1 protein-coding gene is annotated in these 613 nt (G+C 66.2%); it reads right to left on the bottom strand.

What is annotated here, in order from left to right; all coding sequences use genetic code 11:
* Window positions 1–406 precede the first annotated feature (406 nt).
* A partial coding sequence (locus tag AC1DWF_RS36160) for an acyl-CoA dehydrogenase family protein (protein ID WP_476843267.1) occupies window positions 407–613 on the bottom strand: 207 nt, incomplete at its 5' end.

Below are 613 nucleotides of genomic sequence, written 5' to 3'. Positions count from 1 at the left end.
GCCCAGCACGAGAATGCCGCAGACCAGGAAGATGACGGCGCGCAGCACCGCCCAGAACTCCCCCTTTGCGGAGCCTTCCTCTGCCTTCGCGATCCGGATCACATTCCCTCGGCTCGGGTCCGCGGCCACTGCCCCTGTCGGCGCGCCCTGTTCATCGGCCATCTCGCGTTGCCCCTCTGCTGACCTACTCGCTTCAACCCATCTTCTGTCAGGTGTGCGGCTGATGTCCGCAATGCAGACATGATCCCAACCGTGGCGGTCAAGTCAAGAACCGTCCGGAAATGGATTCCGTAGCTCTCCCTGGGAGGTCGGGCATGCTCGGAGCGGCCCAGCACCGCGCGCGCGTATCGCAGCCGCGTTCTCGCGGAACTCCGCACGCCCTGGGTTCACATCTGATAAGAGGGGATCAGGCGGTCTCGCGGAAGAGCTCGCGGCCGATCAGCAGCCGGCGGATCTCGCTGGTGCCGGCGCCGATCTCGTAGAGCTTGGCGTCGCGCAGCAGCCGGCCGGTCGGGTAGTCGTTGATATAGCCGTTGCCGCCGAGAATCTGGATGGCGTCCAGGCTCGCCTTCGTCGCCGCCTCCGCCGCAAAGAGGATCGCGCCGGCCGCATC

The sequence above is a fragment of the Aminobacter sp. P4_D5 genome (genome assembly GCF_056401815.1).
The sequence above is the reverse complement of the archived record's forward strand: the minus strand, read 5'-3'. Positions and strand labels throughout refer to the sequence as shown.